Source organism: Flavobacteriales bacterium, from assembly GCA_030584065.1.
In the GTDB taxonomy this organism is placed as follows: domain Bacteria; phylum Bacteroidota; class Bacteroidia; order Flavobacteriales_F; family PHOS-HE28; genus PHOS-HE28.
Genome location: CP129489.1, coordinates 1,508,166 through 1,534,354 on the forward strand (window position 1 = coordinate 1,508,166; position 26,189 = coordinate 1,534,354).

At 66.0% G+C, this 26,189-nt stretch carries 24 protein-coding genes; 7 read left to right on the forward strand and 17 right to left on the reverse strand.

The genetic code is table 11. The features are described from left to right. Nucleotides 1-119: 119 nt before the first annotated feature. Both QY325_06720 and QY325_06725 read left to right on the forward strand, forming a co-directional pair. Nucleotides 120-653 (forward strand): DinB family protein, encoded by a 534-nt coding sequence (locus tag QY325_06720; GenBank protein ID WKZ67613.1) that lies wholly within the window; start codon nt 120-122, stop codon nt 651-653. Next, nucleotides 640-1,113, forward strand: a complete 474-nt coding sequence (locus tag QY325_06725; GenBank protein WKZ67614.1) for a DUF962 domain-containing protein — start codon at nt 640-642, stop codon at nt 1,111-1,113. The genes QY325_06720 and QY325_06725 overlap by 14 nt, the downstream gene beginning before the upstream one ends. Here QY325_06725 and QY325_06730 read toward each other — a convergent pair. The 8 genes from QY325_06730 to QY325_06765 all read right to left on the reverse strand — a co-directional run bounded on the left by QY325_06730 (nt 1,107) and on the right by QY325_06765 (nt 10,390). Further along, a complete protein-coding gene (locus tag QY325_06730) occupies nt 1,107-2,195 on the reverse strand; it encodes an ABC transporter substrate-binding protein (GenBank protein WKZ67615.1) in 1,089 nt (362 codons plus the stop codon). The two genes, QY325_06725 and QY325_06730, sit on opposite strands and share 7 nt — an antisense overlap. Beyond that, a complete protein-coding gene (locus QY325_06735) occupies nt 2,192-3,637 on the reverse strand; it encodes a S41 family peptidase (GenBank protein WKZ67616.1) in 1,446 nt (481 codons plus the stop codon). The genes QY325_06730 and QY325_06735 overlap by 4 nt, the downstream gene beginning before the upstream one ends. A gap of 107 nt (nt 3,638-3,744) precedes the next feature. Then, entirely contained in the window at nt 3,745-5,358 is a 1,614-nt protein-coding gene (gene pckA / locus QY325_06740; protein ID WKZ67617.1) for a phosphoenolpyruvate carboxykinase (ATP), read from the reverse strand. Nucleotides 5,359-5,412: 54 nt separating this feature from the next. Beyond that, nucleotides 5,413-5,814, reverse strand: a complete 402-nt coding sequence (locus QY325_06745) for a DUF423 domain-containing protein (GenBank protein WKZ67618.1) — start codon at nt 5,812-5,814, stop codon at nt 5,413-5,415. Between the two features lie 73 nt (nt 5,815-5,887). Continuing rightward, a complete protein-coding gene (locus QY325_06750) occupies nt 5,888-6,496 on the reverse strand; it encodes a hypothetical protein (GenBank protein WKZ67619.1) in 609 nt (202 codons plus the stop codon). Nucleotides 6,497-6,589: 93 nt separating this feature from the next. Then, entirely contained in the window at nt 6,590-7,981 is a 1,392-nt protein-coding gene (locus QY325_06755) for an LPP20 family lipoprotein (protein WKZ67620.1), read from the reverse strand. Then, nucleotides 7,978-9,354: a CsgG/HfaB family protein gene (locus tag QY325_06760; protein ID WKZ67621.1), complete on the reverse strand. Its 1,377-nt coding sequence runs from the start codon at nt 9,352-9,354 to the stop codon at nt 7,978-7,980. The genes QY325_06755 and QY325_06760 overlap by 4 nt, the downstream gene beginning before the upstream one ends. A 25-nt stretch (nt 9,355-9,379) precedes the next feature. Then, nucleotides 9,380-10,390, reverse strand: coding sequence for a DUF4476 domain-containing protein (locus tag QY325_06765; GenBank protein ID WKZ67622.1), 1,011 nt, complete (start codon nt 10,388-10,390; stop codon nt 9,380-9,382). Nucleotides 10,391-10,551: 161 nt separating this feature from the next. Between QY325_06765 and QY325_06770 the strand changes: the two genes are divergently transcribed. Further along, a complete protein-coding gene (locus QY325_06770) occupies nt 10,552-11,892 on the forward strand; it encodes a saccharopine dehydrogenase C-terminal domain-containing protein (protein WKZ67623.1) in 1,341 nt (446 codons plus the stop codon). On the opposite strand, the gene QY325_06775 is transcribed toward QY325_06770, so the two are convergent. From QY325_06775 to prmC, 8 genes are read right to left on the reverse strand one after another with little or no spacing between them, the layout of a single operon-like run. Continuing rightward, a complete protein-coding gene (locus tag QY325_06775; protein ID WKZ67624.1) occupies nt 11,893-12,600 on the reverse strand; it encodes a methyltransferase in 708 nt (235 codons plus the stop codon). Between the two features lie 7 nt (nt 12,601-12,607). Further along, on the reverse strand, nt 12,608-13,135 hold the full coding sequence (gene rimM / locus QY325_06780; GenBank protein WKZ67625.1) for a ribosome maturation factor RimM: 528 nt from the start codon (nt 13,133-13,135) through the stop codon (nt 12,608-12,610). Between the two features lie 23 nt (nt 13,136-13,158). Beyond that, nucleotides 13,159-13,764, reverse strand: a complete 606-nt coding sequence (locus QY325_06785) for a 3'-5' exonuclease (protein WKZ67626.1) — start codon at nt 13,762-13,764, stop codon at nt 13,159-13,161. 4 nt (nt 13,765-13,768) lie between these two features. Beyond that, nucleotides 13,769-14,662, reverse strand: a complete 894-nt coding sequence (dapA, locus tag QY325_06790; GenBank protein ID WKZ67627.1) for a 4-hydroxy-tetrahydrodipicolinate synthase — start codon at nt 14,660-14,662, stop codon at nt 13,769-13,771. Nucleotides 14,663-14,683: 21 nt separating this feature from the next. Next, nucleotides 14,684-15,253, reverse strand: a complete 570-nt coding sequence (locus QY325_06795) for a hypothetical protein (protein WKZ67628.1) — start codon at nt 15,251-15,253, stop codon at nt 14,684-14,686. After that, nucleotides 15,250-17,268, reverse strand: a complete 2,019-nt coding sequence (gene ligA, locus QY325_06800; GenBank protein ID WKZ67629.1) for an NAD-dependent DNA ligase LigA — start codon at nt 17,266-17,268, stop codon at nt 15,250-15,252. Before ligA ends, QY325_06795 begins: the two co-directional genes overlap by 4 nt. Next, nucleotides 17,249-17,887, reverse strand: coding sequence for a hypothetical protein (locus QY325_06805; GenBank protein ID WKZ67630.1), 639 nt, complete (start codon nt 17,885-17,887; stop codon nt 17,249-17,251). The genes ligA and QY325_06805 overlap by 20 nt, the downstream gene beginning before the upstream one ends. Next, a complete protein-coding gene (gene prmC / locus QY325_06810) occupies nt 17,884-18,747 on the reverse strand; it encodes a peptide chain release factor N(5)-glutamine methyltransferase (protein ID WKZ67631.1) in 864 nt (287 codons plus the stop codon). Before prmC ends, QY325_06805 begins: the two co-directional genes overlap by 4 nt. Nucleotides 18,748-18,817: 70 nt before the next feature. Here prmC and ribD point away from each other — a divergent pair, with 70 nt between their 5' ends. Both ribD and QY325_06820 read left to right on the forward strand, forming a co-directional pair. Beyond that, nucleotides 18,818-19,888, forward strand: coding sequence for a bifunctional diaminohydroxyphosphoribosylaminopyrimidine deaminase/5-amino-6-(5-phosphoribosylamino)uracil reductase RibD (gene ribD, locus QY325_06815; protein WKZ67632.1), 1,071 nt, complete (start codon nt 18,818-18,820; stop codon nt 19,886-19,888). Continuing rightward, nucleotides 19,876-20,724 (forward strand): hypothetical protein, encoded by an 849-nt coding sequence (locus QY325_06820; GenBank protein ID WKZ67633.1) that lies wholly within the window; start codon nt 19,876-19,878, stop codon nt 20,722-20,724. The genes ribD and QY325_06820 overlap by 13 nt, the downstream gene beginning before the upstream one ends. A 16-nt stretch (nt 20,725-20,740) precedes the next feature. Here the strand turns inward: QY325_06820 and QY325_06825 are convergent, their stop codons facing one another. Further along, on the reverse strand, nt 20,741-21,148 hold the full coding sequence (locus QY325_06825; GenBank protein ID WKZ67634.1) for a thioesterase family protein: 408 nt from the start codon (nt 21,146-21,148) through the stop codon (nt 20,741-20,743). Between the two features lie 388 nt (nt 21,149-21,536). Between QY325_06825 and dnaA the strand changes: the two genes are divergently transcribed. Together dnaA and QY325_06835 are read left to right on the forward strand one after the other, a co-directional pair. Beyond that, nucleotides 21,537-22,967, forward strand: coding sequence for a chromosomal replication initiator protein DnaA (gene dnaA / locus QY325_06830; protein ID WKZ67635.1), 1,431 nt, complete (start codon nt 21,537-21,539; stop codon nt 22,965-22,967). 187 nt (nt 22,968-23,154) lie between these two features. Continuing rightward, on the forward strand, nt 23,155-26,181 hold the full coding sequence (locus QY325_06835) for a glycoside hydrolase family 3 N-terminal domain-containing protein (GenBank protein WKZ67636.1): 3,027 nt from the start codon (nt 23,155-23,157) through the stop codon (nt 26,179-26,181). The last annotated feature ends 8 nt before the right edge of the window (nt 26,182-26,189 follow it).

Here is a 26,189-nt window from a genome sequence, read left to right on the forward strand (position 1 = left end):
AGAGCCCTGCCAGGCGAGCGCAGCCCCTGCCGCCGCTGCGATGTGAACAACGATTGTGGAAAACGCCGGGGCCGGCCCCTATGCGGCTGCCCGCGAGCGGTACGGCTTACCTTGGGGCCATGGACGCCCAATCCAAACCAACAAGCACCGAACACGCGCCCTACCAGGGGGCCTATATCGCTTTGTGCCCGGAGGGCGGTCTGCTGGCGGCGCTCCAAGCGGCGGATGCGCATGCGGCCGCAGTCCTCGGCGGCATCCCGGAACAGTCCGCGGGGTTCCGGTATGCCGCCGGCAAGTGGAGCATGCGGGATGTGGTGCAGCATCTGATTGATTGCGAGCGCGTATTCGCCTACCGCGCGCTGCGGTTCGCAAGGCGCGATGGCACCGGCCTGCCCGGGTTCGATGAGGACTCCTATGCCACTGAGGCCCATGCCGACGCGCGGCCATGGACCGACCTGCTCGCGGAAAGGGCCGTGGTAAGGCAAGGCACGCTCCACCTGTTCCGCAGCCTCTCCGATGAAGCCTTGGTGCGGTCAGGCCAAGCGAACGGGCAGGCGATTAGCGTCCGTGCATTGGGCTGGTGCATCGCCGGCCACGAACGCCACCACCTGCGCATCCTTCAGGAGCGATACCTGCCCCATGTCCAAGCGTAGCATACAGGATTGGTTCGACCTCTACGGGGAGAGTCACCAGAACAGGACGAACAAGCTCATCCACTGGGTCTGCGTGCCCGTGATCTACTTCTGCGTGGTCGGCCTGCTGGCCTCCATCCCTCCGGCCGACGCTCCCATCATCGGCGCGGCCCCTTGGGCGAAGGCGGCCGTGGGCGCCGTGCTGCTGGCATTCTACCTGCCGCGCTCAATCCCGCTCATGTTGGGAATGGCGGTGTGGAGCTGGCTCTGCATTTGGCTCTCAGGCTATCTGCTGACCCATGCCGCATGGCCGCTGTGGGGCATCTGCATCGCCCTCTTCGCCGTGGCATGGGTTGGCCAATTCATCGGACATGGCATTGAAGGACGGAAGCCCAGCTTCCTCACCGACCTTCAATTCCTGCTGGTGGGCCCGGCATGGCTCATGGGATTCATCTACCGAAGGCTGGGCATCCCCTACTGACCGGGCCGCAGCACGTAGGTGGGCCTTCCCTGCGTGCAAGGGCCTGTGCCCAGCACACAGGCCAGCTCAGCCACCAGCACATCCGGCTCCAGCAACGCCGCGCCGAAGATGTCCGAGCGCTCGCTATCGAGGTAGAATGAACCGGAAGCCACGGCGGGGAGCAGCGCCAGGCGCTCATCGGGGCAGAGCTCCTTGCTGCTCAGGGGACGGCCGTTCGCGATGATGGTGCCGAACCGGTCGGCCTTCAGCAACAGCCCGGCCACGGCTTCAGTGTCCATGGCGATATTGCCCTTCGCGTGCCGATCCGCCATCAGATATGCACCGCCGGCATCACCGATCAACTGCGCCATGTAGCTGTTGCCCGGCGGCAGATGCCACTGGCCCTGCCAAGCGCTGCCGAAGAGGACCTTCGGCGGATCCTTGCCCGGTTCGAGCCCGACGGCGGCATCTCCATACCGATTGACCACCGCGAGGAATAGGCTGTCTGCCGTCCGCTCCGCACCCAGGAGTGCGCCGAAGAACCGGATCCATTCCGCCCTGCCGAGCGGGTGCTTCTCGAGGTATTCCGTGACCGGCACCTGCACGATGCCAGGTAGCGACGATCGGACGCGCGACCGCCCGAAGGGATAATCGAGGATGACCTGGGCGCCGGAGCTGAGCAACCGTTCCCGGTCCAGTCCATCCGCCGATGCCAGTTCCACGATGCGCCCATCCGCTGCCGCGCGCAGGATCACGGAGTCCCGCTGGCGATCGATATGGGCGGCCCCGGCAAGCTGCCCCACTCTGCCCAGCGCGGTGATGAACGGAAGGTGGGTGGTGCTCATCACCGCCAGTGCAGCCTCATCGGGCACATGGACAGCACCGCCGCCGTCCGGTTCCCGACCCACGGAAAGGACAGCCAGCGTATCCGAGCGGTCCGGCGCACCGTAGATGATCAGCCGCCTTGATGCCCCGCGCTCGAGCACCTGAAAGCACCGCGCGTGCGTATTCGGCCGCTCCAGCCAGTCGCCGTGCGTGGCGGAATCACCACCGGATGGAGCACAGGCCTGCGCCGCCAGCAGCAAAGCGAACCAAGGCTTCATTGCAGCTCCCGGATCATCCGCATCAGTGCCAGGCGCACCGTGTCGCGCCCCTTGGCCACGCCCCATGGCTGCGGCGATACCAAGTGATGCGGGGCCTCTCCGCGGTCCGCTTCCCCGGCAGCAACGCCGCTCGGCACATAGCGCACGAGCGGGATGCGAAGACGTACGCCTGTGTTGGGCGCCGTAACCATGAGTTCCCTGCCGCCCGTGAAACTATGGGCATTGGTTCCCGTCTCCTCCCCCACCACACGGGCCCGGCCGCTGCGCTTGGCAAGCATCACCACCGCAGCCCCCGCATCGCGCGTGGCCCCGTCACAGACCACATACACCTTCCCCTGATAGGCGTGGCGGTGCGGCGCCACATCCTGGAGACGGGGATCATCCGGGTGAAGCATAGCCGTGCCGTGCCTCGCCGGCAGGTAGTTGTGCTGGACCGACGCCAAGTGCTCCACCGGGATCTCCGCGACCCCCGCTAGCGCCGTGAGCTGCGCCGCGCTCACATACATGCTCTCCACTACGCGGAACGGATCCGTGGCGATGGCCGAGAACACCAGCTCGGCCATGCCCAGCTCCCGCCCCCCGCAACCGCGGAGGTCGAGCACGAGGACCCTGGCCCGGTTGTCCTTCAACTCGCGCAGCATGGCATCGATGAATGCCCGGGGCTTCTGACCGCTACCTTCCAGCACCAGGGGATCAAGGGACCTTATGCTCACCCAGAGCGCTCCGGCCGCGGGATCCCAAGTGCTCTGCCAGGGATGCATCGCAAGCCCGTCCGGCTTCCGTGAGCGCTCGATGTCCTCCAAGCGCATGCCCACCACCACCTCCTCGAGCCTTCGGCCATCCGGTGCCTCCACCTCAACAGCATAGGAGCCCGAGTAGCCGAAGGCGAGCAGGAAAAGCCATGCGAACCGCTCCTCGATCACCCGAAGGCGCAACGTCTCATTCGCCCCATCCCTCACCACCCACGCCGACATGCCGGCGATCAACCGGTGCGTGGCCAAGCCATCCACGCTGATGAGCCGGCTTCCTTGGGGGAAGGTGCGGAAGCCCTTCAATTCCTCCGCGATGTAGACATCCCCCTCGATGAGCCGGACCCTGAATGGAAGCAGGGTGGCCTGCGCGAGCAGGCGCTGCTCGGTGGCGGCATCGAGCTGCACGTCGAGGTTGGCATCTCCGATGCGCTGGAGCACCGGCAGGAGGCGGGCGAGGAAGCCATCCGAGGACAGCGGCGTGTACAGGGAATCCGCCAGCGCATCGAACGCCGAATCGAGTTCCCCACGGGTGATGTATCGGTACGGGGCGGGATGGGCCTCCTGGATGGCCGCCTTCAGCACCTCCAGGTCGGCCCGCAGCCGCTCCGGATAATGCGGGGCGCCAAGGCCCTGGCACCAAAGGCGCGGCGCAACGAGCAGCACCAGGATGAAGAGGGCTCCGTACCGCATTCGGGATCGCAAAGCTAGAAAGGGCGCCACGCCGGGTCATGGCCCCGGAGGCAGGAAAAGCGGAGGCCCCTGCCGAGGGCAGGGGCCTCCATCGCCATGCGGCACGATCAGGCCTTCACCGAAAGGCGCGGGGCGGCAGCGAGCGTCTCGGCACTGCAACCATCCTTGTACTTGGCGAAGTTGTCATTGAACTGCTTCGCGAGCTTCTCGGCGGTCTGGTCATAGGCCGACTTGTCCTTCCATGTGCTGCGGGGATCGAGGATCTCCGCGGGCACGTGCGGACAGCTCACCGGATAGCTCACGCCGAAGACCGGGTGCTCCTTGTAGTCCACCTTGTCGAGTTCACCCCTCAGCGCGGCCGAAATCATCGCCCGGGTGAACTTGAGCTTCATGCGCTCTCCGGTGCCGTAAGCACCGCCGCTCCAGCCCGTGTTCACCAGCCAGACGCGCACATCGTGCTGCTTCATCTTATCGCCCAGCATGTCGGCGTACTTGGCGGGGTGCAGGGGCAGGAATGCCTTGCCGAAGCAGGCGCTGAACGTGCTCTGCGGCTCGGTGACGCCTGCCTCGGTGCCTGCCACCTTCGCCGTGTAGCCGCTGATGAAGTGGTACATGGCCTGGCCCGGCGTGAGGCGGCTGATCGGGGGCAGCACGCCGTAGGCATCGCAGGTCAGGAAGAAGATGTTCTTCGGATGACCGCCGATGCTGGGCTCAGCGATGTTGTCGATGTGGTGGATGGGATAGCTCACGCGGGTGTTCTCGGTGACGGACCCGTCCGCGAAGTCCACCTTGCTGGTGCCCTCGTGGAAGACGATGTTCTCGAGGATCGCGCCGAACTTGATCGCGTTCCAGATCTGCGGCTCCTTCTCGGCGCTGAGATCGATGCACTTGGCATAGCAGCCGCCCTCGAAGTTGAAGACGCCCATGTCGCTCCAGCCATGCTCGTCGTCGCCGATGAGCCGGCGCTCCGGATCGGCGCTGAGGGTGGTCTTCCCGGTGCCGCTCAGGCCGAAGAATACCGCCGTATCGCCGTCCTTGCCGATGTTGGCGCTGCAGTGCATGCTGAGCACGCCCCGATCCTGGGGAAGCACGTAGTTCAGTACGGTGAAGATGCCCTTCTTGATCTCACCGGTATACCCGGTGCCGCCGATGAGGATCATCCTGCGGGTGAAGTCGATGGCAGCGAAGTTGTGCTGCCTCACTCCGTCGACCGGACCATTGGCCCGGAATCCCGGGGCGACGATGATGTGCCACTCCGGGGTGAACTCCTCCAGCTGCGCATGCGTGGGGCGCAGGAACATGTTGCCGGCGAACATGGCGCTGGCGGGCTGCTCTGCCACCACCCGAAGGCTAAGGCGGTACGTGGGGTCGGCGCAGGCGTAGGCATCCTTCACATACACATCACGCCCTTGGAGGTAGGCGCTCATCTTCTCGTGGAGCTTGTCGAAGGCCTCGGTCGGGAGCGGGATGTTCACATCGCCCCACCACACGGTGCCCTCGGTCTTGGCGTCCTTCACGGTGAACTTGTCCTTGGGGCTGCGGCCGGTGAATTCCCCGGTCTCGATTGCGAGCGCACCGCTATCGGCCAGCACTCCCTGACCGTTCACGATCACATGCTCCACCAGTTCGGCGGGCTCCAGGTTCCAGTAGACATCGCCAACGCGCGCCAAGCCGATCGACGACAGGTCCGCGTTCTTCGGCTTAAGACCGAAATCGTTCATGTTCCTAAGGGTTGGAATTGGTCGGCAAAAGTAGGGGGATGCTCAGCGCGACGGCTAACGGGCATCATGTTGCCTTAACGCGGTTATGAACAGGACGCACCAGCCCGCCACGAAGAGCAGCCCCCCGATCGGTGTCAGCGGACCGACCACGGCACCGATGGCCGGCCATCCGGTCAAACCCCTGGTGCTCAACAGATAAAGAGAACCGCTGAACAAGGCGACGCCACCGGCGAAGAGCCAGGCCACCACTCGGCCTCGGGGCGCGGGAATCACACTGCCCAGCACCCCTACGAGCAGCAATCCAAGAGCATGGTAGAACTGGTAATCCACGCCCGTCTGCCATTGGCCCAACGCCTCCGGACCGAGCCGTGCCTTGAGGCCGTGGGCACCGAACGCACCAAGGAGGACCGCCAAGGCCATCAGCGCCGCCCCCGCCATGATCAGTCTGCGCGACATGGCGCAAAGGTCGTCATGACGAACGAAGAAGCCCCTCCGCAGGGGAGGGGCTTCCGGTGATCGGTGCAGGGAATCAGCGGTTCATCTTCTCCATCTCCTTCTCGAAGGTCTCCTTGAACTTCTCATAGTCGTAGTCCACGCGGAGGCGCTCGTCGCTGCTGAGGCGCTCATTGTAGGCTGAGAGCAGTTCCTGGGCGCTGAGCTCGATGGCCACGTAGCACTTGTAGTTGCCGGTGGCATTCACCTTCATCATCTTCTCGCAGATGGTCTTGGTGCCGGTCAGCTGCTGATCGACAACCTCGCGGGCCAGGGCCTCGTAGCGTTCGCCCACCTCCTCGCGGTTCTGCATCTCACGGCTGTTCACGTAGTTGTCGACCACGGCCTTCACGCGCGTGTTGATGGCCGCGGCCAGGTCGGCCCGGGCGTTGCTCATGGCCTTCTTCTTGGCCGTTGCCTGATCCATGCTCTCGCCCAGCGCGTTGGCCCGGAACACCTTGTTGTCGGTGAAGAATTCAGGGCCGGAGCACAGCACCTTCACTTCGGTCTCGCCCTCCGGCGGATTCTGCTTGGCCGCCTCAGCCTGCTTCTTCTTGCTCTTGCAGGCGGTCATCCCACCGACCAGCAGAAGGGCGGTGAGCGCGAACGTGGCGGTGCGTTGGAGGTTGGTCGTTTTCATGGTCATGCGCCGAGGCCCGGCGGTGGCGTTGGTGTTGTTGGAGGAGGGTCTTGGTTGTTTCGTGCTTTGCCGATCGCGTGCCAAACTATGCCATGGCGCTCACTGGAAGGCTCCCAGGATGCCCGGAACGATCTCCTTCCGCACCTCCTGCCCGGCCTTCTTGTAGGCGTCGAGCCCGGCTTTCTCCATGCTCAGCTGGATGCCCTTCACCCCTTGCCGGGCGCCCTCATGGACCACGTCCTGGGTGCGGCGATCGCGGAATGCATAGGTGGCGTCGAGGAAGGCGGTATGGAAGCCGTTGGCCTCGCCTCCGCTCCGGGTGGAGCATGTGAGCTGCAGCAGCAGCTCGGCATCGGCCTCGCGGTCGACGATGCGGAATCCGGCACGGGTGAGCTCCTCGCGCAGGACCACCGCAATGCCCGCATCACCGACGGGGGCGCCGAGGTTGGTCTCCGAGGCACGCATGAAGATCCGGGGCAGGCGCAGGTCGATGGTGGCGCGCGCCTCGGGTACCGTAAGGCTCCCCACAAGCGCCTTCACCAGAGCAGGCTCCAGCTCCTTGCTCACCAAGGCGTCCATATCCGGACGCACCACCAGGTCATTGCCATTGGCCGAAACGGCCACGCGCTGGACCGTGCTGCGGACCCGGCCGTCGGCATCCGTGTTCTTCAGCTCGGTGACCGGACCATCCTGGCCGGCATAGGTGATGCGGACGGGCAGCTGGGCCAGGTCACGGACCCGTCCGTTGCTGCCGTAGCTGGCCGAGATGAGCATCTCGCGCCGGAAGCCGTTGGCATAGTTCAGGTCGCAGCGTTCCGGCAGGAGGCTGAACCGGATGCCCGAGGTAAGCGCCTGCAGATGGCCGAAGACCTCGTTCACGAGCGCCACCTGGCGGCCATCCAGGTCCACCAGATCGTTCTCCCCCCAGTACGCCTTCATGGCGATCAGCGCTCGCAGGTCAAGGTCGATCGCCGTTCGCAGGTCCCCGGCATCCGCGCCGGCCCTGGCGCGCTTGAACAGGTCCACCGCATTGGCGATGGCCATGGCCTTGCGCTCAGCCTTGATGCGGGCGTGCTCCGCCTTCGCAAGGCGGTAGTACGACCAGTATTCGGTGGGGCTTTCCCACGTATCCACCAGCTCATAGCCCTCGATCTGCTCCTGGGTGGTGGTGCGGATGGTGCTGGTGAAGGACTCATCGAACCGGCTGCGACCATCGGCGGTGTACAGCAGGCTGTTGCCCTCCACCTTCACGCTGATCTCGCTCGCCAGTTCGTTCAGGGCGTTCTTGCGCGCCGTTTCCTGCGCATCCGGGCGAGCCTTGCTGCCAAGCCCGATGCCGATGTAGTAGGCGCCGTTCACGGGCCGCGACCGGACCCAGGCGGGCGGCTCCGCCTGGATCGGTGGTGGCGGCGTCACCGCAGACTGAGCGGCCTCGCGACCCTTGCATGCGCCCAGGAGGGCGAGTACCGCGACGAAGGCAGCCCGCATCATGGTAGACGGCTGTTGAGCTCGGCCTGGATGGTGGATGCCAGCTGGGAGGAGGCCGTCCGGACCAGTTCACTGCCCATGGTGGCGGTGGACTTGATGGTGCGCGGCGCATTGAGCAGGGTGCGCAGCTCCCTGCGGGCGCGATCGTTGGGATCGACGGCCCCATTGAGCGCGGGGAGCAGGGCCTCACGGTTGCCGTCGTAGTTGGCGTAGTACATGTGGTCGTCGGCCTGCTTGTCGAGCGTCTTGCTCACCAGCACCTCCCCGGTCTCCATGGATACGAGCCGGTAGTTGACGGAGAGGAAGACCTTGTTCTCCTGGTAGAACTCGGTGTAGCGCGCCGGGCGGTACCGGGTCTCCAGGTACTTCTCGCCGGTCTCCTTGTTCACCATCTCCACGCGGTAGGCCTCGAATCCATTCCGCGTGGATTGCCGCAGGTTGCCGGCCTCCTCACGGTAGTCGGTGACGGTGCCGATCAGCACGGCTTGGGCGCCCATGAGGTTGCCCACGCGAACGGCGGTCTGCTCATCCACCACGCCGCTGAGGCCGAGCCGCTGCTCCTCCAGGATGCGCTCGAGGTTCTCGCGATCCACCACCTTCAGGAAGGGATCGCGCGCCTCGGTGAGCGCCGTGATGGCATTCCCCTGCAGCCGGGCGCTGATGTCCGCCCGCTTGATGGCGCTCGAGAAGGGCAGCACCGCGATGGTATACTGCCCTTTGGTGACGCACTCCTGCCGCAATGCAGCTGCATCCTTGTAGCCCGCGTCGCGCTTCACCACCTGGTCGAGCGCAGCATAGGCCTTGCGGAAGGCGCCCGCGGCCAGGTCCGCCTTGCCCGATCGGTAGAGGGGCTCCAGGTATGCGATGGACTGCAGGCTGCTCGCATCCTTGTAGTTGGGCTCGAGCCGGGCGATGCGGGCGAACACCTGTTCCGCCGCCTTGTAGTCCTCCTTGGCCATGAGGGCCTGGCCCTCGTTGTAGAGTTCCACGAGGTACTCATCCTTCACGCGCTCGAAATCGACCTTGTAGTGGTCGGGGATCTCCAGCACCACCCCCAGCCGCCCGATGCGATCCTGATAGGCCTTCGCGTCCAGATAGGCGTTCACGGCATCGCCCTTGGCCGTGCCCATGGCCATGGACTTGAAGAAGGCCGAGAGCTTGTCGTTCAGCAGCAGCTGGCCGTTCTTCTTGAGGCCGATCTTGGCCTCCACGTTCTTCGTGCTGCGCCGCGCCGCTTCCTCGAACATGCCGGCTGCCTCTGCGTACAGGCCCGCCACGTCGAGCTTCTCGCCCTTCTTGGCGTAGGACTTGGAGCCCGTGCAGCCCGCCAGGACCGAGGCGGTGGCCAGGAGTGCGATGCTCAGGTGACGAACCATGGCGCGGTTGGGAAGGCCGGGACGGTCAGCGCGACTGGATGAATTCGTTCAGCTCCTCCATGGAGCTCTCGAAGGTGAAGGCATCGCTGACCTTGTAGTAGTTGCCCTTGTCGTGGGTGCGGTCGTAGGCGAACTTGGCGAAATCGAGCTTCGACTCCTCGAAGGAGAAGACGCTGAGGATGCTCTTCACCTGGTCGGCGCTGAAGCAGCGGTCGCGCGCCACCTGCTTGGCCAGGGTGAGCTTGGTCTCCTCGAAGCTCTTGCTCTCGATGCTCTTGCGGATGTCGGCCAGTTCCGTGCCGCTCATGGGCATGGCGCAGCCGATGGGACCGGTGTAGCCCGGCATGCGATAGGGCTCGGGCGCAGGCACCGGCTTGGGCGCCTCCACGCGCATGGCACTGGTGCCGGTGGTGCCCGTCGTCGTGGTCGTGGTGGTGGTGGTGGTGCGCGTGGTGGTGGTTCGCGCAGTGCCGGTACCGGTGCCGTCCGTCACCCCGATGCTCATATTGATGCCCACGCCGTTCACGCCCATGTTCATGTTCACGCCCTGCACATCGGCACCATCCTCCTCAACGACGGTCACCGTCGTGGTCTGCTTCACGCCATCCACGGCGACGTCGCCCTGGATCATCGCGGGCTCGGAAGCCGGCCGGTCCTCCACGAAATGCGCGGGCTTCGGCTTCTCCGGCTCGGCTTTGGCCGCCGTGCCCAGCTCCGCCTCACCGGTCGGCCGCAGCACGCGCTCGCCCTTCTTGTTGGTGGTGATCATGGTGGTGTACTCCTTCCCGAGCGGGAAATAGCCCGGCTTGCGGATCTGCGGAATGGAGGCATCCTCGAACCTGACCATGATGACCGGCGATTCGTTGCGGATGCCGGTGGCCACGACGCGCGATGCGGGTGCGGCGTTCTTCACATCGCCATCCACGACCAAGGTGAACCTCGCACCGTCATCGGTGAAGAAGACCAGGTCCGATGTCTGGGCTTCGGCTGTGGAGGAAAGCAGGGCCGCGAGGGCCAGAGCGGTGAGCTTGTTCATGGATGGGAAGCTTTGGAAGGTTCGCGAAAGTAGTTGGTGCCGGCGGCAGGGCAATGGGCATGCCAAAAGCGGAGTTCGCTCACCGGCCGCGGTGCTCCCGGCGGACCGCCGGGTTCGCGATCTTCGCAGCGCCTTGCCGGACAGGCGGCGGCAACGAATCCATGCGGAACATCCTCATCCTCGGCGCCGGGCGGAGCGCCTCGTCCCTCATCAAGTACCTCATCACCCACGCCGACCAGCAGGAGTGGCGCATCACCATCGCCGACAAGGACGCCGGCCATGCACGCGCCATGGCGCATGAGGGCCCCGAGGTGGCGCAGGGGGTGGAGCTGGATGCCGCGCACCGCGAAGCCCGCCGCGACCTGATCGGCCGGCACGACCTGGTCATCAGCATGCTGCCGGCCTTCATGCACATGGATGTCCTTACCGACTGCCTGGCATTGGGCAGGCACGTGATCACCCCGAGCTACGTGCCCGAGGCGCTCTGGCCATTGGATGCGGAATTCAAGGCCAAGGGACTGATCGTGCTCAATGAGATGGGGCTCGACCCCGGCATCGACCACATGAGCGCCATGCGCATCCTCGACCGCATCCGGGACCAGGGCGGATGGATGGAGGCCTTCGAGAGCTATTGCGGCGGCCTGGTGGCGCCCGAGAGCGACGACAACCCGTGGGGCTACAAGTTCAGCTGGAACCCACGAAACGTGGTCCTGGCCGGCCAGGGCGGAGCGGCGAAGTACATCCGCAACGGCGAAGTGAAGTACATCCCCTACCATCGTCTCTTCAAGGAGACCGTCAGGATAGAAGTGCCCGGGCTCGGGGCATTCGACGGCTACGCCAACCGCGATTCGTTGAAGTACCGGCAGGCCTACGGCCTCGACGGCATCCCCACCCTGCTGCGCGGAACCCTGCGCAAGGCCGGCTACTGCGCCGCATGGGATGCCTTCGTGCAGCTGGGCTGCACCGACGATGGCTTCGCCATGGAACTGGGGCCGGGCGCCACCTACACCGATTACATCGCCGCATTCCTCCCCTCCACGGCCGGCCATGATGCGCGCCACGCCACGGCGCACGCCCTGGGCCTGGCACCGGACAGCGAAACGATGGCACGGCTCTCGTGGCTCGGCCTCTTCGACCGGGTGCCCATCGGCGCCGAGGGCCTCAGCCCGGCCGCCACCCTTCAGCGGCTGCTCGAAGTGAAATGGAAGCTCGGGCCTGACGACAAGGACATGGTGGTGATGTGGCATCGGTTCAGGTACGAGGTGGAGGGAGCGGCGCAAGAGCTGCAGGCCTCGCTTGCCGTCATCGGGCAGGATCAGCGCCACACCGCAATGGCGCGCACCGTGGGCCTGCCCATCGCCATGGCCTGCAAGCTGGTGCTCAATGACAAGCTGGAGGAGCGCGGCGTGCTCCTGCCGCTGAAGCCCGCCATCTACGACCCCATCCTGGACGAGCTCGAGCGGCACGGCATCGCCTTCAACGAGGAGGAAGTGGAGGCGTGATCAGCGCACCACCAGGTCCTTCACCAAGGCGCTCGCCTCCGGCGTGAACGACTTCGGACCAGCGCCTTCCACCGTGAGCCGCTCCTCGTGGATGGCACCGGGCTGCCTGGCCAACTCGAGCATGACGCGCTTCGGCGGCCGATGCGCCACGTAGCTGAGCAGGCAGCGACGGCGCGGGAAGAGTGCATGACCGCGTGCCCGGGCCAGCAGTTCGGCCTCGCGGTCCGCGGGGATGATCACCGCGAAACGCCCCTCGGGGGCCAGCAGTCCCTCAACCGCTGAAAGGAGCTCCGGGAAGGTGAGCTCCGCTCCGTGCTTGGCCAGGCGTGCCCGTGACCCGATGGATGGCGAGGACCCGCTGTAGTAAGGCGGGTTGCAGAGGATGAGGTCGAACGGCGCATCGCTCCGCATGCGGCGGATATCCATGCGGTGCACGCGGATGCGACCGGCCCACGGCGACGCCGCTGCGTTCTCGGCCGCCTGCTGCGCGGCGGCATCATCGATCTCCACGGCGTGCACTTCGGCCTGTGGTGCGCGCTGCGCGGCGATCAGCGCGAGCACGCCGGTTCCCGTTCCAATATCCAGGATGCGCAGAGCATCGCCGATGCCCACCCACGCACCGAACACCAGCGAATCGGTGCCGACCTTCATGGCGCAGCGGTCCTGGCGCACCGTGAACCGCAGGAAGCGGAACTCCTCGCTGGGCATATTGCGGCTATCCCTCGCGGTACAGGGCGATGAGGCCGGGCGGCGTGCGGACAACCATGCTGCGCTCCTCTGGATCCACGCTGACGATCATCTCGGCGGTGAGTGGCACCATCACCTCCTGCTCGCCCCGGAGGATCACGAGCACCGGGTTGCGGTCGCTGCCCTCGATGGCTGTCACCTCGCCGAGCTCGCCATGCGCCTCATCGCGCACCAACAGGCCGATGAACTCCTCGGGATCCCAGCTCTCATCGCTGCCATCGGCGAGCAGCCCCGGCGGTGCATACAGGTCGCGGCCCACCAGGATGGACGCGCTCTGCGGATCATCGAAGTCATCGAACTTCACGAGCAGCTCGCGCCCCTTGTCGTGCAACCGCGAGAAGAAGAAGGGTACCTTCTGACCTTCGATGTCCACGAAGAGCGACCCGGCATGCACGAGGTCATCAAGGTCGACGCCCTCGAGGTGCACGGTGAGTTCGCCCTGATGCCCCCAGGGCTTCCCGATCCGGCCGATGCGGTGCAGGCTTTCGAGGTCCATGGCGTGAAGGTAGCTGGGCGCCTCTATTGCGCCACAGCCGTGACCTTGCCGCCGGGTGTGCGATGCCCGCCTGGATAGAACGCCCCGACCTTGACCTTGGTGCTCAGCAGGAAGCTGGAGATATCGCTGCCTGCCTGGTTGTCGGTGGCACGCAGCACCAGTTCGGCTGTGGCCTCGGCATCGTTGCCTGCGCGGTGGTGGCGCAGGGGGATGCCGTGGAAGGCGCACATGGGACCTAGGCCGTAGGAGCTGCGACCGGGCCACACCCGGCGCGCCATGCTCACGCTGCAGAAGTACTGGAAGGCGGGATGCGGCAGACCGTGGCTGGCGAGCGTGCTGCGGAGCACCGTCATGTCGAAGGCCGCATTGTGCGCCACCACCGTGCTGCCGTCCAGCAGGTCCGCAACCTCCTCCCAGATGTCGTCCCAGCGCGGCGCCGAGGCCACATCATCGGGCCGGATGCCATGCACGGCCACGTTCCATGGACTGAAGTAGGGCCATTGCCGCGGCTTGATGAGCCAATTGCGCACCTCGCGCACCACCCCGCCACGCACCACGGCAATGCCCAGCTCGCAGGGGCTGTCGGCGTGCGGTGTGGCGGTCTCGAAGTCGAGGGCGAGGAAGTCCATTTCCTCACAGCTTCACCACCTCCGCATCCGCCAGCGCCTGGTACAGCTTCTTCGCCGTGCCTTCGCCCACGTTCACCAGTGGCAGGCGCACCGGGTTCCCGCAGATCCCGAGGATCTTCAACGCCTCCTTGATGCCACCGGGATTGCCCTCCACGAAGAGCAGGTCGATCACCTCGATCAGGCGCAGGTGCTCGCGGCGGGCGGTGTCGAGATCGCCTTTCAGCGCGGCATGCACCAAGGTGCTGAACTCCTTGGGCAGCGCGTTTCCCACCACACTGATCACGCCCATGCCGCCCATGGCGATGATGGGCAGGGTAAGCGCATCGTCGCCGCTGATGAGCATGAAGCCCTTCGGCTTGTGCTTGAGGATGCGGCCCATCTGGTCGAGGTTGGCGCTGGCCTCCTTGATGGCGATGATGTTCTTGAAGTCCCTGGCTAGCCGCAGCGTGGTGTCGGCGGTCATGTTGCTGCCGGTGCGGCCGGGCACGTTGTAGAGGATGATGGGCCGCAGGGCCACCTGCGCAATGGCCTTGTAGTGCTGGTAGATGCCCTCCTGCGTGGGCTTGTTGTAGTAGGGGCTCACGCTGAGGATGGCGTCCACGCCGTCCATGTCGAACTCCCCGAGGGCCTCGATGACCTCGGCCGTGTTGTTGCCGCCCACGCCCAGCACCACGGGCACGCGGTTGCGCACGAAGCCGATGGTCTGCGCGAGCAGTTCCTTCTTCTCGGCCTTGGTGAGGGTGACGCTCTCACCGGTGGTGCCCATGCTCACCACGTAGTCCACTCCACCCGCGATCTGGTGGTCGATGAGCTTCTCCAGGCCGGCATAGTCGATCTGGCCGTTGGTGCGGAAGGGGGTGACTAGGGCGACGCCCAGGCCGCGGAATCGTTGGTCCATTCGGGATGCCGCCGAAGCGGCTCAGTTCAGTGAAGGTTCAGGCTTGCTATTGACCATGAGCAGGTAGTGGTGCACCTGCTGGATGAGCTGTGGAAGGCTGCGTGAGCCGGCCATGTCGATCATCATGTCGAGGATCCGCTTGTTGCTCTCGCTCCATCGGCCCACCTTGAAGCGGGCGCGGCTCTTGGCCACGATGTACTGGATGGGCAGGCGGTCCTCCAGGGTGAGGTCGATGATGATCTCGTACTCCTCCGCCACGAAGTTCTGCACCGTGTTGCCCTGCGGGATGCGGTACCAGTTGAGGTCCTTCTGGCAGATGGCCTCGAAGTTGAGCTTGGCGTGCAGGTAATGCGGCATCACCTTCTGGTCGGAATAGCCCAGGGCCATCACGTTGCTGATGCCGTGCTCCTCCTTGAGGCGCTTGACGTAGTTGCGGACATGGTTGTGGGCGGCCTCATCCTCCACCACATAGACGATGGCGACCTTGCGGGCAAGCCCGATGTTGCGGGCGATGGGCCGGCGGTCCTGGGGCAGATCGCGCAGCAGCCGGCGGATGCCGAGCCATTCCTTGATGCGGTCCAGCAGCTTCATCCTCCGATCATCCGCGTGAATTCATCCTCATCGATCACGGGCACCTTGAGCTCCTCGGCCTTCGCGCGCTTGGCCGGCCCCATGTCCGCACCGGCCAGCACGTAGCTGGTCTTCCCGCTGATGGAACCGGACACCTTGCCGCCGTTGCGCTCGATGGCTTCCTTGATGCCGTCGCGGCTGAAGTTGCGGAAAACCCCCGACACCACGAATGACAGGCCCTTGAGGCGATTGCCGACCACCTGGTCCGCCTCGTCAAGCTCCATGCGCAGGCCCTGCTTCCTGAGCCGCTCAATGATGCGCCGGTTGCCCTCCACGGACAGGAAGTCCGTGATGCTCTCGGCGATCACCTCTCCCACTTCCTCGATCGCCGTAAGGTCCTCCTTGCCCATGCCCATGAGCCGGTCCATGCTTCCCACCCGGCGCGCGATCTTCCGGGCGACGGTCTCGCCCACATGGCGGATGCCGAGCGCGAAGAGCACGCGCTCGAAGGGCACGCGCCTGCTTGCATCAAGGCCGGCCAGGATGCGCTGCGCGCTCCTCTCCTTCCAGCCCTTGCCCAAGGCGAGGATGCCCTCCTCGTTAAGGTCGTACAGGTCGGCCACGTCACGGATGAGGCCGGCGCGGTGGAACTCGTCGATGGTTTCGGCCCCCAGGCCATCGATATCCATGGCGCGGCGCGAGACGAAATGCTCGATGCGCCGGGTGATCTGCGGCGGGCACCCGTGCTCATTGGGGCAATAGTGCTGGGCCTCGCCCTCCAGGCGGATAAGCGGCGTGCCGCATTCGGGGCATTGGTGGGGGAACCCCACGCGCCGGGAGCCGGCAGCGCGCTCCTTCACCTCCACGCCCACCACTTGGGGAATGATCTCACCGGCCTTCTCCACGCGCACCATGTCGTGCTCGTGCAGGCCGAGTCGCTCGAGCTGGTCGGCATTGAACAGCGAGGCGCGCTTCACCGTGGTGCCCGCGAGCTGCACGGGATCGAGCTCGGCCACCGGCGTGACCGCGCCCGTGCGGCCCACCTGGAATGTGACGCCGAGCAGCTTGGTGACGGCCTGCTCCGGGGCGTACTTGTAAGCCACGGCCCAGCGCGGGCTCTTGGCGGTGAGGCCCAGCTCCTCCTGCGCGTCGAGGTCATCCACCTTGATCACCACGCCGTCGATGATCATCTCCAGCTCGTGGCGCCGCTTCTCCCAGTGATCGATGAAGGCCATGATGCCCTCCACGTCATCGGCGCGCTCAATGAAGCGGCGCTCGGGGTTGGGTGTCTTGAAGCCCCAGCTGTGCGCGCGCAGCAGGTTCTCGTAGTGGCTCCGCGCTGGCAGCCGCTCGCTCTGGATGTTGTAGATGAAGTTGTCCAGTCCGCGCTTGGCCACCTCCTTGGGGTCCTGCTGCTTGAGGGTGCCGGCCGCCGTGTTGCGCGGGTTCGCGTAGAGTTCCTCCCCATCCCGCTCGCGCTGTGCATTCAGCTGCTCGAACCGCTCCTTGGTGAAGATCACCTCTCCGCGCGCCTCGAGCTCCGCCGGCCATCCATCGCCCTGCAGGCGCAGCGGGATGCTGCGGATGGTGCGCACGTTGGCGGTGATGTCCTCGCCCTTCTCGCCGTCGCCGCGCGTGACGCCGCGCACGAGCTGGCCGTCGCTGTATGTCAGGCTGATGGCCACGCCGTCGTACTTCAGCTCCATGCTGAAGCGCGTGGGGCCGATGGCGCGCTCCACCCGCGCCACGAAATCGGCCACTTCCTCGCGGCTGTAGGTGTTGCCGAGGGACAGCATGGGATAGCGGTGCCGCACGGTGGGGAATCCCTTCGTGATGTCGCCCCCCACGCGCTGGGTGGGACTGTTCGGCGAAGCGAGGTCGGGGAAGGCGCGCTCGAGATCCTCCAGTTCGCGCAGCATGCCGTCGAACTCGCGATCGGTGATCACGGGTGCGGCGAGCACGTAGTACCGGTGATTGTGGTACTCGAGCTCGCGGCTCAGGTCCCTGATCCGCTGTTCAGCCGCCGTCCTGTCCATGTTGCCTGCGCTTGCCGAATATGCCTTTCAGAAGCTCGCCCAAACGTATGCCCACTTTCGCATAGGAGGTCCAATCGCTGAGCGTCACCGTGGCCGCGCGGTCGGCGGCCAGCACATGCCGGTAGCCGACACCCGCGCCCACGAAGAGCCAGCGGAAGATGTTGTGGTCCGCATGGACTGAGGCCTCCAGCGGCACCAGCTCATTCACGGTCCACGGCGTCAATCCCGGCCCATCGCTTCGGTAGCTGCGGCGGTAGTTGCCCAGGCCGATGGAGATGGGCACGCCGATCTGCCACTGCCTGTTGTTCACCAGGAGCCGCTCGTAGGACAGCGCAGTGTAGTCGAAGTCGGTGTGCAGCTCCCGTATGCCTACGCCGGGGATGTCGACTGCCGGCTGGATATAGGCATCGCCCAGGCCATAGAACCCCACCGTGATGAGGTCCTTGCCGCGCTGCGCGCCGAGCCGGAAACCGTAGAACCGCACGCGCTCGCCGTTGACGAAGGTGTTGCGGAAGTCGAAGTTGAAGGTGGGCCTGAATGCCGCGCGCGGCCTGTCCTGCGCCGTCACCTGCGGCGCCAGCGCCAGTGCGGCGAGCGATGCGATCATGAATCCCCTCATCGCACCGCACGGATGAATCGCTCATGGCCGCTGAGGTCGCGGATGAGCGTGACCTCAGCGTAGCCCATCTCCCTCAGGAGCGCCGCGGCCTCGCGTGCCGTGCGCCAATGCCCCTCAAGCCAGAGGCGCCCACCGGGCGGGAGCGCCCCATGGGCCTTGAGGCCGATCGCGCGGTAGAATGCAAGCGGATCGCCAGCAGGAGCGAACAGCGCCCGGCGAGGCTCATGGTCGCGCACCTGGGGGGCCAGGGTCCGCTCCTCCTCCACGGGGATGTAAGGCGGATTGCTCACCACAAGGTCTGTCCCGGCGGGAAGGCCGAAGCCCTCGCTGAGCGCATCGGCATGAAGCAGGGCGATGTCGATGCCCAGCGCACGGGCATTGTCGGCGGCCATGGCAAGTGCGGCGGCCGAATCGTCGATGGCCGTGACGCGCGCCTGGGGCCGCGCCTTCGCGATGGCCAGCGCGATGCACCCGCTGCCCGTGCCGACATCAACCACGCCACGCACATCGGCGGAATCCCTCAGCACATGCTCCACCAGCTCTTCGGTCTCGGGGCGCGGTATCAGCACATCGGGGCTCACCTTGATCCGCAGGCCGTGGAATTCGACCTCCCCCAGCACATACTGCAGGGGCTCTCCCGCGCGCAGCCGCTTGAGGGGCAGATATACCTTCAGCAGGTCGGACTCATGCAACGGCTCGGACGCCCGCAGGTCCAGCTGGGCGGCATCCCAGCCGAGCCGGTCGTGGAAGACGCTGCGCACGATGGCCTTGCACTCACCCGCGTCGTAGAGCGGTGCGAGCTGGCTGCGGTACTCGGCCAGCACGCTGGCCACTCGGTTGTCCGTTGCGCGGATGCCCATCGGGCGGGCAAAAGTAGGCCGGTCGCCGGGCGGCGCCTCCAGGGCCGATGCACGAACTTCGCGGCCCTCCATGAATGAGCACGAACAGTGGATGGCCCGTTGCCTGAGCCTGGCGCGGCTGGGTGCCGCCTCAGCGGCCCCCAACCCGCTGGTGGGCGCGGTGCTCGTGCAGCAGGGGCGGTTGCGCGCCGAGGGCTGGCACCGCGAACCGGGCATGCCGCATGCGGAAGCCGAATGCCTGCGGGCCTTCGGTGGCGGACCGGTGCCTCCGGATGCCACGCTCTATGTGAACCTCGAGCCCTGCGACCATCAGGGCCGCACCCCGCCGTGCAGCCTGCTCATCATCGCACGGCAGATTCGGCATGTGGTCATTGCCCATCGCGACCCCTTCCCAGCGGTGGATGGCGGCGGCATCGCGCGCCTGCGCGCCGCCGGAGTGGAGGTGACCGAAGGCGTGCGCGCCGCGGAGGCCGAATGGATGAACCGGCGCTTCCTCACTTCCATCCGGAAGGGCCGGCCCTACATCATCCTTAAATGGGCGCAGAGCACCGACGGCTTCCTCGACCGGCACCCCCGCAACGGACGCGGGGTGCAGCGCATCAGCGCCCCGGCGACCGATACGTTGGTGCATCGCTGGAGGAGCGAGGAGCAGGCGATCATGGCCGGGAGCCGCACGGTGCTGAACGATGACCCGCGGCTGGATGTGCGCCATGCGGAAGGCCGGTCGCCGCTGAGGGTCATCATCGACAGGGACGGGCTCACGCCGGCTTCCTCGCACGTATACGACGGCACACGGCCCACCTTGCTGTTCACCCTGGCCGCGCGACCCGGACTTGCGGCGGAGCAGTGCATCCTTGACCGTTCGGACGACCCACTGGAGCATGTGCTGAATGAAGTCCATCGCCGCGGCATACGATCCATCCTGGTGGAGGGCGGTGCCCGGCTCCATGGGGCCTTCTTGACGCAGGGCCTTTGGGACGAAGCACGGGTGGTCACCGGCGGAGCGGCCTTCGGCGTCGGCACCCCAGCGCCAACCCTGCCCGTTGCCCCCGTGCGCACGCAGCAGGCCACCGGCGACCGCATCGACCTCTTCGTCAACGCGGCGCAGCAACCCCTTCCGGACCCAGCATGGCCTTGGTGACGCTCGCGGCGCTCTGCATGGCGCTGCTCCTCTTCCTCTTCAAGGTCTTCGACAAGCGCGGCGTGCCGCTGCTGCCCGCCATCGTGGTGAACTACTTCGTCGCATGCGGCTGGGGCATCGCCATCACGCGTCCCTGGACGATCGCCGCGCCGCCATCGCTCCTCCCGCCGGGCATCTTCCTCGGCGTGCTCTTCATCACGCTGTTCTACCTCACCGCAGTGAGCACGCAACGGGCGGGTGTGGCAGCCACATCGGTGGCGAGCAAGATGAGCCTGGTGCTGACCGTGCTGTTCGCCGTAGCCGCCTTCGGGGAGCGGCCCTCGGCCTTGGGCTGGGCGGGCATCGCCCTGGCATTGGTGGCGGTGCCGGCAGCTTCGTCCGCGCCAGGTGCCCCCGGTGCACGGGGGGTGTGGCTGCTGCCGCTCCTCCTCTTCCTCGGCAACGCTGCTATCGACATCACCTTGAATGCGGTGCAGCGGTCGCTGCTCACGCCGGCCACCGAGCCGCTCTTCCCCACGCTGGTCTTCGGCGTGGCCGGCACCCTCGGACTCGCATCGCTGGCCGTGCGCCGCACGGTCGGGTCCCTGCTCGACCACAGGGCCGTGATCGGCGGCGCCGTGCTCGGCACCGTCAACTATGCGAGCCTCTACTTCATCGTGGCTGCGCTGGCGCGCAGCGGCTATCCATCGAGCAGCGTGTTCCCGCTCATGAACATCGGCGTCATCCTGTTCAGCACGGCGCTCTCGCTGGCGCTCTTCCGCGACCGGCTCCGCCCGCTGCAATGGGCGGGCATCGCCTGCGCGGTGGCGGCCATGGCCCTCATCATCGGCGCATAGGCGCGGGCCGCAGCCTTCACGGGAAGTGCGGCGCGAGCGCGGCGACGAGATCGCCGGGCGCACGGCAGGGACGGCGGGTGGCGCGGTCGACGAACACCAGCGTGGTCTCGCCTTCCGTGAGGAGCGCGCCGGCAGCGTCGATCAGCGCGTAGCGGAATGTGATGCGCGCCTCGGGCAGCGCAACGATCGCGGTGCGGACGATCACCTCATCGTCATAGCGCACCGGGCGGTGATAGCGCACGTGCAGGTCGCGCACCGGCAGCAGCACGCCGTCATCCTCGATCCGACGGTACGGAAAGCCCAGGCTGCGCAAGGCCTCCACGCGCCCCACTTCGAACAGTTCGGCGTAGCGGCCATAGTACATCTGCCCCATCTGATCGGTCTCAGCATACCGGACGCGCACGCGGGTCTCGTGGATGAACATGCCGTGCAAGTTAGCGGCAACGGCTTCAGGTCATTGCCGCGCACCCCCTCCTTCACCTACCTTCACAGCATGCACGCAAGCCCTGCCGCGCCGCGATGCGCCCCGCATCCGGAGGGCGCCATGATACGCCACGGAAAGCGTATTCCTGCAATGCACCGTACGGAGGACCCGATGCCCGATAACCCGCGCCGATCAAGGGATTTCACGTTCCGCCCCACGCAATCGCTCAAGCAAAATTTTCTATCCGGGCAAGTGGATGGCGCCGTTTTTTTTTCACTTTCTTCGGTCCATATTTGCGCCCCTTCCCACGGTCGCTGACGATCACCGGCCAGTGACGCGGGAAAGCCCTCCGACGACCCCTTAACCCAAACCACCCGTCAACGCATCCATGAAGAAGGATCCCGAGAAGACCTGGGAACGTTGCCTGGCGGTGATCAGGGACAACGTGAACCCGCAGAGCTTCAAGACATGGTTCGAGCCGATCAAGGCACTGAAGCTGGCGGACAATGTCCTCACCATCCAGGTGCCCTCGCAGTTCTTCTATGAATGGCTGGAGGAGCATTACATCGGCCTGCTGAAGAAGATCATCCGCAAGGAGCTGGGCGCCGATGGCCGGCTGGAGTACTCCATCATCATGGAGAACAGCTTCCAGAGCGCCCATCCCTACACCGTGAAGGTGCCCACGAGCAATGCGCGGGAGACCAAGAACCCGCCCGTGTCCCTGCCGATCGATGTGGCGAACAGCCCGATCAAGAACCCGTTCGTCATCCCCGGCCTGCGCAAGATCAAGGTCGAGAGCCACCTGAACCCGAACTACTCCTTCGAGAACTTCATCGAAGGGGACTGCAACCGGTTGGCCCGCAGTGCCGGATACGCCGTGGCCCAGAAGCCCGGAGGCACCGCCTTCAACCCGTTGCTGATCTACGGCGGGGTCGGCCTCGGCAAGACGCACCTGGCGCATGCGATCGGCATCGAGATCAAGAAGCACCATCCGGAGAAGACGATCCTCTACGTCCCCGCCGAGAAGTTCACCCAGCAGTTCATCGAGGCGGTGAAGAACAACACCACCGGCGACTTCACGCAGTTCTACCAGATGATGGACGTGCTCATCATCGATGACGTGCAGTTCCTCGCCGGCAAGGAGAAGACGCAGGATGTGTTCTTCCATGTCTTCAACCACCTCCATCAGAGCGGCAAGCAGCTGGTGATCACCAGCGACAAGGCCCCCGTGGAGATGGCCGGCATGGAGCAGCGACTGCTCTCGCGCTTCAAGTGGGGCCTGAGCGCCGACCTGCAGACGCCCGGCCTCGAGACGCGCATCGCCATCCTGGAGAAGAAGATGTACGCCGAGGGCATCGACCTGCCGAAGGAGGTGGTCGAATACCTCGCCTACAGCATCACCACGAACATCCGCGAACTGGAGGGCGCGATGATCAGCCTCATCGCCCAGAGCTCCCTGAACAAGAAGGCGGTGAACCTGGAGCTCGCCAAGCAGATGATCGACAAGTTCGTGAAGAACACCGCGCGCGAGGTGTCGATCGACTACATCCAGAAGGTGGTGTGCGATTACTTCGACCTGCCGATCGAACTGCTCAAGAGCAAGACGCGCAAGCGCGAGGTGGTGCAGGCGCGCCAGATCGCGATGTACTTCGCGAAGAAGATGACCAAGAGCTCGCTGGCCAACATCGGCGCCCACTGCGGCGGGAAGGACCACGCCACCGTGCTGCACGCCTGCCGGACGGTTAACAACCTGCAGGAGACCGACAAGCAGTTCCGCGGCTACCTCGAGGACCTGGAGAAGAAGCTGAGCCTGCATTGAGGCACGCCTCAACGAACGCTGCGAAAGGCCCCGCTACCGGGGCCTTTCCTCTTTTTCCGAGGCCGCCGCATACCGATCGCCAGCTCGGCGGAGTTGATCCCATGGGCCACCCACCGCGCGCGTGTTCAAAACTGGCCCGGATCCTGCCGGGCGCCCCGATAGCGTGCGGGTAGCTTCGCGCCGAGCCATGAGACGACCGATCATACCGCTCCTCTTCGCCGCAGCAGGGCTGCTGACGGCGGGTGGCGCCCCGCCGGCCACTTCATCAGCGGAGAAACCGCCCCGCCACCAGGGCGTGCCGCCGTTCCTCCATGCCGCCACGCCCTGGGCCGACTCGGTGCTGAGCACGCTGTCGCTGGAGGAGCGCATCGCGCAGCTGCTGATGGTGGCGGCATACAGCAACAAGGACGCGAAGCATGAGGCGGAGATCGAGCAGCTCGTGCGCGAGCGCAACATCGGCGGGCTGATCTTCTTCCAAGGGGGGCCGGTCCGACAGGCACGGCTCACCAACAGATACCAAGCGGCGGCAAAGACCCCCCTCCTGCTGGGCATGGACCTGGAGTGGGGCCTCGCCATGCGCCTCGACAGCACTGTGCGCTTCCCCCGCCAGATGGCACTGGGCGCGCTGCAGGACGATGCCATGGTAGAGCGGATGGGCGCTGAGATCGCACGCCAGATGAGGCGGCTCGGGGTGCACGTGAGCTTCAGCCCGGTGGTGGATGTGAACAACAACCCCGCGAACCCGGTGATCAACGACCGGAGCTTCGGGGAGGACCGCGAGAACGTGGCGCGCAAAGGCATCGCGTACATGCGCGGGCTGCAGCGCGGCGGCGTCATCGCCACGGCGAAGCACTTCCCGGGCCATGGCGATGCGGACGCCGACTCCCACTACACCCTTCCGCTCATCGCGCACAGCCGCACCCGGCTCGACTCGCTGGAGCTCTATCCCTTCCAGCGGCTCGTGGAGGAGGGCCTGAGCGCCATGATGGTGGCCCATCTGGAGGTGCCCGCGCTCGACAGCGCCAAGGGCCTGCCGAGCACGCTGAGCCGGCCCATCGTGAGCGACCTGCTCGCGCGCGAGCTCGGCTTCCAGGGCCTGGTGTTCACCGATGCGCTCAACATGAAGGGCGTGGCGAACGCCGACAAGCCGGGCGAGATCGAGCTGCGCGCGCTCATGGCAGGCAACGACGTGCTGCTCTTCCCGCAGGATCCCGTGAAAGCCATCGCCCGCATCCGCCAAGCCATCGACGCCAACGAGCTGGACCGTGCGGTGATCGACCACAAATGCCTGAAGGTGCTCCGCGCCAAGGAGTGGGCGGGACTGAATCGGCGGCCGACGGTTGCGCTGGAAGGGCTCCATGCCGACCTCAATACTTCGCAGGCGGCGCAGCTCCGCCGCGACCTGTATGCCGGCGCCATCACCGTGCTCAACGACCATCGCGGACTGCTGCCGCTGAGCGACCTCGCCAAGGCGCGCATCGCCAGCGTGGTGATCGGCGACAGCCTGAACAACGCCTTCCAGCAGGCCCTGCGGCGCTATGCCGACGTGCGCGCCCTCCGGTGCGACAAATCCATGAGGCGCGACAGCCTGATGGCGCTCTGCCGGGCATTGGAGCCCTACGACCAGGTGATCCTGAGCGTGCATCGCACATCGTGGCGGGTGAAGGGCGACTTCGGAATCCCCGAGGGCGCGATGGACATCGTTCGCGAGATCGCCGCCCGCAAGCCGACCATCCTGGTGCATTTCGCCAATCCCTACCGGCTGGCCCGGGCTTACGGCGCCCAGCTGCTCTCCAGCACCGTGGTGGCCTATGAGGAGAACGAGGATACCCAGGACCTCGTGGCACAGGCCCTGTTCGGCGCCATCGGCACCAGCGGCCGGCTTCCGGTCACCGCCTCCTCCTTCTACCGTGCGGGCGACGGGCGGCTCATGGAGCCCCTCGGCCGCATGGGCTACGCGATGCCCGAGGCGCTCGGCCTGCAAAGCCTTGCCCTCAGCGGCATCGACGACATCGTGCTGGGCGGCATCAAGGCGCAGGCCTACCCCGGCGCGCAGGTGCTGGTGGCGGTGGATGGCCAGGTGGTGTGGAACAAAGCCTATGGGTACAGCACCTACAGCAAGGAGCGCAGCGTGAGGACCGATGACCTCTACGACCTGGCGAGCATCACCAAGGTGGCGGGCACGACACTGGCGCTCATGAAGCTGGTGGATGAGGGGCGGATCGACCTCGACAAGCCGCTCGGCCATTACCTCACCGAGATCGAGGACGAGCACCCCGCGTATGCACGGATGGGCCTACGCGACATCCTCACGCACCAGGCCGGGCTCAAGCCCTTCATCCCCTTCCAGAACCGGTTGATGAAGGATGGACGGTTCAAGCCGGGCGTGGCCAGCGACAGTTCCACGGCCACGCATGGCCTGCGCGTGGCCGAAGGCCTCTACATCCGTGAAGCGTATCGCGACAGCCTGCTGCAGTGGGTGCTGGACACGCCGCTGGATGCGAAGGGCAGCTACGTGTACAGCGACATGGGCTACTACCTCCTGCAGGAGGTGATCGAACGCACCACGGGCCAACCCCTGGACCGGTATCTGAGCGCCGCGTTCTATGGCCCGCTTGGCGCATCCACGCTCACCTACAGGCCCTACGAGCGCTTCGCCAAGGAGCGCATCGCTCCTACGGAGGACGATCGCCTCTTCCGCCAACGGCTGATCCAGGGCGATGTGCATGATCCCGGTGCGGCCATCAAGGGCGGCGTGGCCGGCCATGCAGGGCTCTTCGGCAGTGCCAACGACCTGGCCAAGGTGATGCAGATGCTGGTGAATGACGGCACCTACGGCGGTGTGCGCTACCTGAGCGAATCCGTGGTGAAGGAGTTCACCAAATGCCAGTTCTGCAAGCCCGATGGCGCCGGCAATCGCCGCGGGCTGGGGTGGGACAAGCCCGCGCGCAATGGCAAAGGCGGCCCCACCTGCGAGTGCGTGAGCTATGCGAGCTTCGGCCATACCGGTTTCACGGGCACCATGGCCTGGGCCGACCCCGAACAGCGGGTGGTCTACATCTTCCTCAGCAACCGCGTGCATCCCAGCGCTGCCACCAACAAGCTGCTCGAGCTCGGCATCCGCACCCGGGTGCAGGAGGCGGTGCATGCCGCCGTGGCTTCCCGCATACAGCCCGAGAAGGTGGCGCCCCGCATGGTGAGCACCCGCCCCTGACGCCCCGT

Excerpts from the sequence above, each read along its gene's own strand:
- QY325_06720 (WKZ67613.1), top strand. The coding sequence starts at position 120 with ATGGACGCCCAATCCAAACCAACAAGCACCGAACACGCGCCCTACCAG.
- QY325_06725 (WKZ67614.1), top strand. The coding sequence starts at position 640 with ATGTCCAAGCGTAGCATACAGGATTGGTTCGACCTCTACGGGGAGAGT.
- QY325_06730 (WKZ67615.1), bottom strand. The coding sequence starts at position 2,195 with ATGAAGCCTTGGTTCGCTTTGCTGCTGGCGGCGCAGGCCTGTGCTCCA.
- QY325_06735 (WKZ67616.1), bottom strand. The coding sequence starts at position 3,637 with ATGCGGTACGGAGCCCTCTTCATCCTGGTGCTGCTCGTTGCGCCGCGC.
- pckA (WKZ67617.1), bottom strand. The coding sequence starts at position 5,358 with ATGAACGATTTCGGTCTTAAGCCGAAGAACGCGGACCTGTCGTCGATC.
- QY325_06745 (WKZ67618.1), bottom strand. The coding sequence starts at position 5,814 with ATGTCGCGCAGACTGATCATGGCGGGGGCGGCGCTGATGGCCTTGGCG.
- QY325_06750 (WKZ67619.1), bottom strand. The coding sequence starts at position 6,496 with ATGACCATGAAAACGACCAACCTCCAACGCACCGCCACGTTCGCGCTC.
- QY325_06755 (WKZ67620.1), bottom strand. The coding sequence starts at position 7,981 with ATGATGCGGGCTGCCTTCGTCGCGGTACTCGCCCTCCTGGGCGCATGC.
- QY325_06760 (WKZ67621.1), bottom strand. The coding sequence starts at position 9,354 with ATGGTTCGTCACCTGAGCATCGCACTCCTGGCCACCGCCTCGGTCCTG.
- QY325_06765 (WKZ67622.1), bottom strand. The coding sequence starts at position 10,390 with ATGAACAAGCTCACCGCTCTGGCCCTCGCGGCCCTGCTTTCCTCCACA.
- QY325_06770 (WKZ67623.1), top strand. The coding sequence starts at position 10,552 with ATGCGGAACATCCTCATCCTCGGCGCCGGGCGGAGCGCCTCGTCCCTC.
- QY325_06775 (WKZ67624.1), bottom strand. The coding sequence starts at position 12,600 with ATGCCCAGCGAGGAGTTCCGCTTCCTGCGGTTCACGGTGCGCCAGGAC.
- rimM (WKZ67625.1), bottom strand. The coding sequence starts at position 13,135 with ATGGACCTCGAAAGCCTGCACCGCATCGGCCGGATCGGGAAGCCCTGG.
- QY325_06785 (WKZ67626.1), bottom strand. The coding sequence starts at position 13,764 with ATGGACTTCCTCGCCCTCGACTTCGAGACCGCCACACCGCACGCCGAC.
- dapA (WKZ67627.1), bottom strand. The coding sequence starts at position 14,662 with ATGGACCAACGATTCCGCGGCCTGGGCGTCGCCCTAGTCACCCCCTTC.
- QY325_06795 (WKZ67628.1), bottom strand. The coding sequence starts at position 15,253 with ATGAAGCTGCTGGACCGCATCAAGGAATGGCTCGGCATCCGCCGGCTG.
- ligA (WKZ67629.1), bottom strand. The coding sequence starts at position 17,268 with ATGGACAGGACGGCGGCTGAACAGCGGATCAGGGACCTGAGCCGCGAG.
- QY325_06805 (WKZ67630.1), bottom strand. The coding sequence starts at position 17,887 with ATGAGGGGATTCATGATCGCATCGCTCGCCGCACTGGCGCTGGCGCCG.
- prmC (WKZ67631.1), bottom strand. The coding sequence starts at position 18,747 with ATGGGCATCCGCGCAACGGACAACCGAGTGGCCAGCGTGCTGGCCGAG.
- ribD (WKZ67632.1), top strand. The coding sequence starts at position 18,818 with ATGAATGAGCACGAACAGTGGATGGCCCGTTGCCTGAGCCTGGCGCGG.
- QY325_06820 (WKZ67633.1), top strand. The coding sequence starts at position 19,876 with ATGGCCTTGGTGACGCTCGCGGCGCTCTGCATGGCGCTGCTCCTCTTC.
- QY325_06825 (WKZ67634.1), bottom strand. The coding sequence starts at position 21,148 with ATGTTCATCCACGAGACCCGCGTGCGCGTCCGGTATGCTGAGACCGAT.
- dnaA (WKZ67635.1), top strand. The coding sequence starts at position 21,537 with ATGAAGAAGGATCCCGAGAAGACCTGGGAACGTTGCCTGGCGGTGATC.
- QY325_06835 (WKZ67636.1), top strand. The coding sequence starts at position 23,155 with ATGAGACGACCGATCATACCGCTCCTCTTCGCCGCAGCAGGGCTGCTG.